Here is a 7,383-nt window from a genome sequence, read left to right as displayed (position 1 = left end):
GTAAGACCTTTACCAGCTTGAAGTTCAGCTAATGCTTTGTTGAAATCGAAAGATTGAGTCATGTGTCACTCCTGTTTTCTTAATAATACTGAAATGACACAGATTTCTAAACACTACCTTTATAAAGGCTGATTTTATAAAAAAAGAAGGTAAATACATCATTTACCTTCTTCGTTTATTTTATTAAACGCGCTTAATTACAACTATAAAGAAGCGTCCATGTAGCATCACTTCCTGGAATGCTGTTTGTATACCAATTTGCGCTGTATGCGTTGCCTTGATATTGCATTTTGTCGTCGGTGTTATTATGAGTAAATGGACCACCTGCGTAATCCTTGTTCACCCAATTAGGATACGTATTAATACCGTTACAATCTGTTGAACTTACAACGCTACATCCATTTGTATCCACACTTGTACCGGCTGGTGTATTAGGACATTGATCAATACTATCGCTAATGCCATCAGCGTCGTTGTCGGTTACCGCGCAGCCAATACTATCAACCGCTTTACCTGCGGGAGTATTATTGCACTGATCAAGGCTGTCACTTACGCCATCCCCGTCGCTATCTAAATCAACATTGCTACTACCACCACCCCAACCTTGAATGATCTCTTTAACTTTAGTGCCTGACGCTGTTAGTGAATTCCAACTACCGCCTGGAGTAAATAACGATGCACCTTCGTTTTTATCGTTTAAAGCCCAGTTAGCATGGCTAATATTGTTTGTTTTAAAAAATGCCATCCATGCATCGGTTTCATTACCATTAACACCACCATTGCCATCAGCATTAACCGTTCCCCACTCTGTGGCAAACAAAGCAATACCGTTATCAAGAGCTGTTTGTGCTTTATTTCGATACGATTGACCATGCGTGCCAGCATAAAAATGCAGAGTGTAAGCAATATTGGCGCGATCAATTGGGTTTTGCGATGCTACATCAACATCTTGCGACCATGTAGGCGTACCAACCACAATTAAGTTATCAGGGTCGATTGCTCTAATTTTATCAATAACTGTTTCGGCGTAAGGCTTAATATCGTTAACCCACGAGATTTGTAACGGCTCGTTATAAATTTCATAAATAACATTGTCGTACTGCCCATATTTGGTAGCTACGTCTTCAAAAAATCGAATGGCTGTTGCTTGATCGGTATGTGCTTCATGGCTATGAAAATCAATAATAACGTACATATCTTCGCTAATAGCGGCGTTTACAACAGTATCAAGACGGCTCATATTGCCCTCCCAATCAAAGTTCAAACTGCCACCCGTACTTGTGCCATGGCCAATAGCTGCACGAATTAATGTTGCATTAAATTCAGTTTTTGCCTTTGCCACTGTTTCTGCTGTGTAAAATTTTTCAGCGCCCCACCCCGTGTTACTCCAAAATAAGCTAGGCCCTGCAAAGCTTGTGTTTTCTCCACCCGCTAGAACTTGATTCCCACTTACCGTTAACTTATCAACAGCAGCATTGGCCATTGTTGAGCATCCTAATAATAAAGCTAACGATAAGCTCGCCACTTTAAAATCCTTTCTTTTGTGATTATTTGAACTGTTATTCATCGTATTTCCTTAAATTGAAATTATCAGTCGTCATTGCTTGACGTAATAAATTGACACCAAACCAATACTTAATAGTCAAATAAAGTTAATTTGGCGAGCAGAAAGTACCATTTATTTATTAACATTAAATGAATAAAAAGGTACAAAGATAAGGATTTTAGTTAACTAAATATCAACAAGCAGGCAATTTAACGAGGTTTGAGGATTTTACTGGGTATATACAGGCATTTACACGATGTTTACATGATGCGGGCAAAAATTCTCGGTTACAAAAAATATGTATAAAAATGAAAAGGCGGTAATAATAATTATTACCGCAATCAATAACAGCTAAATATCAGAGATAAATATGCGGGAAGAAAATTAATAAGCCAACCAAACCGAGTTCTGATTAAGTGGCTTATTTTTTAGTAGGAAGTACTTTTCTGCCCAAACGGTATGCATCAGCCATACTCAGCACCCAAATTATAGCCATTAAAGGCACATATTTATATTCAGCGAGTTTAGCGCAGGCGTCAGAAGGTTGTTGCGCGGCTTTTAAAATAGCCGTAACCGACATGGGGATTTTTCCGTGTACAATTTCATTTGCAGTACACTGTGCAATCGCAAATATATCTTGTAGGGTTAAAATTAAAAGAACAGAAAATACACCCGCAAAAATAGCGCCTATTAGGTGTTTTTTTAAAGAAAAATGCCCCGCTCCAGGGTAAACAATAGCGGTAAGTAAAGCAGCTTTTAAATCTTGTTTCATGGTTATTTCAGCTCGTAATATGTATTACACTAGACACCAACATAGTGAATTAATTCTCTTTAAAATCAAGTAAAAGCTAAAGTAGCGTATCAAATAAAGTTATTTAGAATTACTCACAGCTAAGATTGAAACTTTCAGCGTACAGTTGTACACTGAAATTAATTCCAATAGTGGTAGGAACAGTTATGTCGTTAGAAGCGCCTTATTCCCGTAAAGAAGAACAACTAAACGTAATCAGCCATGCACTCGGTATTATTTTTGCCGTATTTGTAATGTGGGATCTATTTAGCCAAGCCACCAGCACTAAAGCGTATATTAGTACTGCAATTTATGGCAGCAGCCTATTTGTGCTGTTTTTGTCATCCACTTTGTACCACGCCAGTATTCAACCGCGCTTAAGAGCCTTTTATAAAAAGTGCGATCACTGCGCCATATACTTACTCATTGCCGGCACTTACACCCCCTTTTTATTAATCTCGCTAAGCGGTGTTTGGTCATGGGCTACGCTTACCTTTATATGGGCAGTCGCACTGGCGGGCGTTGCATACAAAGTACTTGTAAAAAACGGTAATAAAAAAATATCACTCGCCACCTACTTACTCATGGGTTGGTTTGCACTGGCTATTGTATATCCGCTCTATTCAAGTGTTGATGTAAACGCACTTTACTGGCTACTTGCCGGCGGTATTTTTTATAGTTTAGGGACATTATTTTACAGTGCTAAAAGCACACAGTTTAGCCATGCAATTTGGCATTTGTTTGTAATTGCCGGGTGTGTTTGCCATTATATTTCGATTAGTAACTATGTTTATTGAGCTGGTTAAGCCAATTAGATTGATCTGGTTTAAGCGAAAACCAGCCGTTCAAGCAAACCGTATGTTTTTAGATTTTTTGATGTTATCGGTTGATATCCTAATGGTAAGTTTTCCAACAAAGCGGACCTAATAAAATTCGTGATATCGATATGTTTAACTATTTAACTCACAGTAAAGAACTGATGTTAGATAAAAATAGATAAATGATTTATTGATAGTAACTTGCGTAATCATCGATGTAGCTTTCCCAAACAGGGACGTCTCCTATTGTTTCTTTAAAAGTCTCAAGGAATTTATTGACTAATGGTGTTGGGTTTCTATGAGGGTATACGGCATAGAAAGCACCAAAAGGCTCCGGTAAGGCGTAGTTTGTTAGCAGCGGTACCAAATCAAATCTTTTTATATTGTCACCTAACATATATAGGGCTAGTACACCGAAGCCTAGCCCAGACTTTATAGCACCAAGCACCAATTCTTGTTCATTAACTCTATATCTGCCTTTAAATTCCCAAAGTCTAAACTCTCCATTTTTTGAATCTCGTCCAATTGGGATCTTATTGACTACAAGCCCACCGTTTGAGAAAAAAACGGCAGGTAACTTAACCAGTTCCTCGGGTGTTTTAGGGGTGCCGTATTGTTCAATGAATGATTTTGATGCCAAAATAGCAATTTTATTGTTGGCCAGTTTTCTAGCGACTAAATTTGAATCTTGTACATCACCAATTCGAAATGCAATATCGTATCTGTCTTCGATTACATTCAATACTTTGTTATCAAGGTCTAATTGAATATCTGTATCAGGGTATTTTTTCATGAATATTTCAATGGCTTTTTGCACATACAACTTACCGAACAAGGTAGGACTCGTTATTCTCAGTAAGCCTTTAGGTTTTCCATGAAAAGACTCAACAATACGATGAGTATCAGAAATAGTCTGCCTGACCGACTCAGCTTGTTTTAATACTTCTTTTCCAGCCTCTGTCAACGAAAGTGAACGTGTGGAGCGATTAAGCAAACGAATACCTAGCTCACTTTCCAATATTTTGATTTGTTTAGATAGTGAAGATCTATCCATGAGCCTTAAATCAGCGGCCTTAGTGTATGAACCTTGCCTGACGACATCAAGAAATAGGTCAAGCCTAGTTGCTATGTCCATAAAAAAACCTCTCACTTCGTTATCATTGTGGTCATTCCTGTCAACACGAACAGAAACGCAGTTGTCAGGAGTGTCAACTTAAGCCTTTATTAATAAGTGTTAAAGCTATTTTAAACTCTTATCCCAATATATTCGGATATCTATTGTGGCATATACTTCCACAATTATTGGAAAAAACTCATGATTATCTATCCAAGAGGTTAATTCATAATACGTCCATCAACAATGATTAACCACTTGGTGGATATTATGACTAAAAAGATAAAGATAGATTTTGTGTCTGATGCCGTTTGCCCTTGGTGCGCAATAGGCTATACACGGCTAAAACAAGCCATCTCTGAATTAGACTTACAAGACAAGGTTACCATTGCATGGCAGCCATTCTTCCTTAATCCTGATATCGCACCAGAAGGTGAAAATATTTACGATTATGGAACGCGTAAGTACGGAAGAACTAAGCAAGAAGGTGATGCAAATCGCGCCAATATCACGAAGCTAGGTAAGGAAGCGGGGTTCACTTTTAATTTCACAGATGAGTCACGTGTCGTCAATACGACTGATGCACATACTTTGCTGGATTATGCAAAAGACTCCGGTAAACAAACTGAGCTGAAAGAGCAGTTATTTAATACCTTTTTTACTGACCAAAAAGACATTTCAGACAGAAATGTACTTGCGCAATTGGCTCAAAAAGTGGGTATATCGATAACTGATTTGTCTGACGTATTAGATAACCCAAAAACTAAACACCGTATTGCTGAGAAGGTTTCAAGCTGGCATACGCTTGGGATTTCTGTGGTACCCACTTTAATTTTTAATAATGAAGTACTCGTTAATGGCTCTCGCACGGTTGAGGCTTATAAGCAAATATTAACAGAGTTAGTTTCACAATAACGACTTAATAACTATTCAATAACGACTGAAAAATTATACCACTACACTATATAAGAGGCATAAAAATGAACACATTCAATATTCATAACGTAGAAACAGCACCAGAAAAAAGCAAAGCAATACTAGCAGCCTCCCTTAAAACAAATGGCATGATTGCTAATTTACACGGGGTAATGGCCGAAGCACCAGAGCTTTTAATGGCCTATCAAGAGCTAGGTAAACTCTTTATTAATACATCGTTCGATAAAGACGAACTCACGGTTGTATGGCAAACCATTAATGTTGAACACAATTGCACCTATTGTGTTCCGGCTCATACCGCTATCGCAAACAGTATGAAAGTTGACCCGTCATTAACTGAAGCATTAAGAGATCAAAAAGCAATGCCAACCCCGAAACTTCAAGCCCTACAGGATATGACACTGAATGTCGTCCGTAAACGAGGTAATGTTTCAGATGAAGATATTTCTGCTTTTTTCGCCGCAGGCTATGCTCAACGTCAGTTATTAGAAATCATTCTTGGTGTGTCTCAAAAAGTGATCAGTAACTATGTTAATCACATTGCAAAAACGCCAGTGGATAAGCCTTTTCAAAAATTTTCTTGGGATAAGAAAGCAACGCCAAGCTGATAGCAAAGAGAGTATAAAAATGAACATATTAAAGACTCTGTTGAGAGCTGCTACCGTTATTACCCTATCGGCATACATCTTATACACAAATAAATTAAGCCCGAATTGAACTTAATTTATATCAGTTGATCACAAATTTAGGTTGGATGTCTTGTTTATTGTTTTGTCAAATGCATTAACGATATCACGGGTGCTCATACCTTGTGCATATAGCCACAGAATCTTATCATCCATTGAAGTAAATCGAGCTTGATAAAACTAAACTAGACAGCCACTCCAATTAAAAAATAAAACTGTGCCATAAAATCTACTTTTTAGGTTAATTATTTACCTTTCCTACAGGGTTATTTTAATTTCATCCATTTAGTAAGTCATTAGCACCCTTAAACCTAAATTACACGTATGAGAATAACTGCATAATTACAGTTTTAATTTCTTACTAAGAAGTTTAAGTCTTATGCGAGTAGCTTTTCGCAATTACTGATATTTGCCCGCCGCTTGCGGTTTAAATTTTCACAGTAACTTGCTTGTGAGGATGGCCTGCCCACTGCACCATGAAATACGCGAGTAAATTGGGTTGTAAGCTTTAACCAGTTTTCTGGAGATATATTCACTCTTTCTAGTAAAGGCAAGTGTGTACTTTCAATATACCCTCGCTTGTCTTCTCGTATACAACGTCCTGTTAATTCAACAAGTTCTAGATACGATTTAAGCTCAAACGGCAGCCCTTTTGGTATTATTTGGCGTGGCATACCAGCAAAGCGAAGTAGTTGTTTTGGTTGTTTTGGTTGTTTGCCATCTTTTGCGTATGTTAGTCGCTTTTGAACGCTCGTATGGTCAGATTCTTCTGGTGTATTTGCCATTTTGGCTCTAATGGGGTTTAAATCTACATACGCCATACAAGCGGCAAGTGCGGCTTCATCAAGAAGTGCTTGTGACCTGAAGCGTCCCTCCCAAAACCTGCCGGTACAGTTATCTTCCTTATTTGCTCTGCGAGCAATACCTTCATTTAATAGCCGCATAAACCAACTGATACTTGATAGGCGCTCTCGGTATTGCTTTACTGTTTGATTANATACTTGATAGGCGCTCTCGGTATTGCTTTACTGTTTGATTAAAAAAGATGAGTTCAACTTTACTTAGCTTTTCACCCTGCATATATTTTTGCGTAAGTGCGGTGCCTTTACAGAGTTTATGCCAGCGAATAATAATCGCTTTATCATTCAGCCTATTCGCTTTTTTATCATCAACATACAGTACTAAATGGGTGTGGTTACTCATTACGGCATAAGCACATACATCAATACAAAATACCTTGGCTAACTCAAGCAGCTTATCTTCAACCCAGCCTCGTCGATGCTCGTAAGACTTGCCTGTAAAACGGTCCTCGCCACATAAAAATGCACGGCGTACGCACCGTGAAATACAGTGATAATATTTTGTATCAACCAAAGGTAGTGTTTAGAAATCTGTGTCATTTCAGTATTATTAAGAAAACAGGAGTGACACATGACTCAATCTTTCGATTTCAACAAAGCATTAGCTGAACTTCAAGCTGGTAAAGGTCTTAC

At 38.0% G+C, this 7,383-nt stretch carries 6 protein-coding genes and 1 pseudogene; 3 read left to right on the top strand and 4 right to left on the bottom strand.

Going from position 1 to position 7,383, the window contains the following annotated elements; all coding sequences use genetic code 11:
• Positions 1-193: 193 nt before the first annotated feature.
• Positions 194-1,567, bottom strand: coding sequence for a cellulase family glycosylhydrolase (locus tag I6F49_RS19820; protein ID WP_197181717.1), 1,374 nt, complete (start codon positions 1,565-1,567; stop codon positions 194-196).
• 400 nt (positions 1,568-1,967) lie between these two features.
• Positions 1,968-2,318: a hypothetical protein gene (locus I6F49_RS19815; protein ID WP_166420552.1), complete on the bottom strand. Its 351-nt coding sequence runs from the start codon at positions 2,316-2,318 to the stop codon at positions 1,968-1,970.
• 185 nt (positions 2,319-2,503) lie between these two features.
• On the opposite strand from I6F49_RS19815, the gene trhA reads away from it, so the two are divergent.
• Positions 2,504-3,133 (top strand): PAQR family membrane homeostasis protein TrhA, encoded by a 630-nt coding sequence (gene trhA / locus I6F49_RS19810; protein ID WP_165741652.1) that lies wholly within the window; start codon positions 2,504-2,506, stop codon positions 3,131-3,133.
• Between the two features lie 208 nt (positions 3,134-3,341).
• Here the strand turns inward: trhA and I6F49_RS19805 are convergent, their stop codons facing one another.
• Positions 3,342-4,289 carry a LysR family transcriptional regulator gene (locus tag I6F49_RS19805; protein ID WP_197181716.1) on the bottom strand — a complete coding sequence of 316 codons (948 nt, stop codon included), beginning with the start codon at positions 4,287-4,289 and terminating at the stop codon, positions 3,342-3,344.
• 249 nt (positions 4,290-4,538) lie between these two features.
• Between I6F49_RS19805 and I6F49_RS19800 the strand changes: the two genes are divergently transcribed.
• Together I6F49_RS19800 and I6F49_RS19795 are read left to right on the top strand one after the other, a co-directional pair.
• Complete coding sequence (locus tag I6F49_RS19800) at positions 4,539-5,183, top strand: DsbA family oxidoreductase (protein ID WP_197181715.1); 645 nt, start codon at positions 4,539-4,541, stop codon at positions 5,181-5,183.
• A 65-nt stretch (positions 5,184-5,248) separates the two neighbouring features.
• Positions 5,249-5,812: a carboxymuconolactone decarboxylase family protein gene (locus I6F49_RS19795; protein ID WP_197181714.1), complete on the top strand. Its 564-nt coding sequence runs from the start codon at positions 5,249-5,251 to the stop codon at positions 5,810-5,812.
• Between the two features lie 455 nt (positions 5,813-6,267).
• On the opposite strand, the pseudogene I6F49_RS19790 reads toward I6F49_RS19795, so the two are convergent.
• A pseudogene (locus tag I6F49_RS19790) lies at positions 6,268-7,264 on the bottom strand (transposase).
• Positions 7,265-7,383 lie beyond the last annotated feature (119 nt).

It is taken from the genome of Pseudoalteromonas sp. SWN166 (assembly GCF_015864485.1).
GTDB lineage: Bacteria > Pseudomonadota > Gammaproteobacteria > Enterobacterales > Alteromonadaceae > Pseudoalteromonas.
The sequence above is the reverse complement of the archived record's forward strand: the minus strand, read 5'-3'. Positions and strand labels throughout refer to the sequence as shown.